The following is a 1,815-nucleotide window of genomic DNA, read 5'->3' on the forward strand; positions in this document are numbered from 1 at the left end:
GCCAGCTCGCGCGGCCACACGCAGCCTCGCTCATCGTGGCTGCTTTCGATCGCCACGGCGATAAGGCGGCTTGCGCCGATGCCGTAGCAGCCCATAAAAAACGGCTGCGCCTTACCGTTTGCGTCCAAAAATCGCGCCCCCATCGGCTCGGAATATCGCGTGCCGAGCTGAAAGATATGGCCCACTTCGATGCCTTTTGTGATGCCAAGCTCGCCGCCGCAGCACGGACATGCGTTGCCTTCGCCCACGGCCGCGAGATCCGCAAAGCGCGATTCGTTAAAATTTATCACGCTAGCGCCCACGTAGTGGTAATCCGGCTCATTTGCGCCCGCGATCATCTCGCGCGCTCCTTTTAGCTCGGCGTCGATGTAAAATTTCGCTCCCTCGCCGAGCCCGAAAGGTCCGCAAAAGCCCGCCGTAAAGCCAGCTCGCGCGATCTCCTCCTCGCTGGCATCGACTAGCTCTAGCGCGCCTGCGGCATTTTGCGCCTTGGTCTCTTGCAGCTCGTCGCAGCCGCGGATAAAAAACGCTACGATCTCGCTGCGATCCTCATATAGCGCTTTTTTGATCACCGCTTTGATGGTGTAGAATTTATCCACTTTGAAAAATTCCGCCACCGCATCGATCGTTTTCATCGCGGGGGTTTTAAATTTCATCATGCCGTCGGTTTCGGGCGCGGCGGCGTTTGTAGTTTTTGGCGCACGGCGCGCAGCCTCGATGTTTGCGGCATACTCGCAGCGCTTGCACACGACGATATCGTCCTCGCCGTTGTCCGCTAGCACCATAAACTCCTTACTGCCGCTGCCGCCGATCGCACCGCTATCCGCATCGACCGCGCGGAAATTTAACCCAAGTAGCGTAAAGATCCGCGAGTACGCCTGCCTCATCACCTCAAACTCACGCTTCATATCCGCAGCGTCTGCGTGGAAGCTATAAGCGTCCTTCATCGTAAACTCGCGTCCGCGCAGAAGCCCAAAGCGAGGGCGCGCCTCGTCGCGGAATTTCGTATTGATCTGATAGATATTTAGCGGCAGCTGCTTGTAGCTCGTGATCTTATCCGCTACCATCAAAACCGCCGCCTCCTCGTTGGTAGGGCTTAGCACGAAGTCGTTATCCTTGCGGTCTTTGAAACGCAGCAGCTCCTTACCGTATTTGGCGTAGCGACCGCTTTTTTTCCACGCATCCGCGGACGTCACGACGCTAAAAGAAACCTCTTGCGCGCCCGCGGCATCCATCTCCTGCCTGATGACGGCGCAGATCCGCTCTAGCACTATCTTTCCTAGCGGCAAAAAATTATAAAGCCCGCTGCCCAGCTGCTCGATAAATCCCGCGCGGATCAAAAGCGCGTGGCTAGGTAGTACCGCGTCTCTAGGGGCCTCTTTTAGGCTCGGAGCGAAAAGCTTGCTAAATTTCATTCTGTCTGTCCTTTTTCTCGTTTTCTTGATTTAAAAATTTTTCGTAGTTTTCTTGCAGTTCAAAAATTTCGACCAGCGCGTTTACCGCGCCGCCCTCATCATCCGCGTTGCCGAGGTTTTTTAAATTTACCGTCGGAGCGTGCAGAAACGCTTTAAAAACCTGATGGATCAGTTTGCGCGCCTCCTCCGCATCGCTGTGCTTTAGATAGCCCTTTTTAAGCGCCTTGGCTAGCTCTAGCTCGGCTACCTGTTTTGCGCTTTGACGCAAAGCCTTGATGATCGGCGTGGATGCCGCTGCCTTGAGCCATTTGAAAAACTCATTCGTGCATTTTGCCACGATCGAGTAAGCGATCTGCGCCTGCTCCTCGCGAAGCAGTAAATTTTTCTTTACGATCTCTTC

1 protein-coding gene and 1 pseudogene are annotated in these 1,815 nt (G+C 54.8%); both read right to left on the minus strand.

Going from position 1 to position 1,815, the window contains the following annotated elements:
• On the minus strand, window positions 1-1,415 hold a 1,415-nt coding region (locus tag Q0614_RS04415), incomplete at its 3' end, for a proline--tRNA ligase (protein ID WP_298786822.1).
• A pseudogene (locus tag Q0614_RS04420) lies at window positions 1,405-1,815 on the minus strand (glutamyl-tRNA reductase); the annotation flags it as partial. The pseudogene Q0614_RS04420 and the gene Q0614_RS04415, both read right to left, overlap by 11 nt.

Origin of the sequence: uncultured Campylobacter sp. (genome assembly GCF_937997595.1) — a bacterium.
Taxonomy (GTDB): Bacteria; Campylobacterota; Campylobacteria; order Campylobacterales; family Campylobacteraceae; genus Campylobacter_B.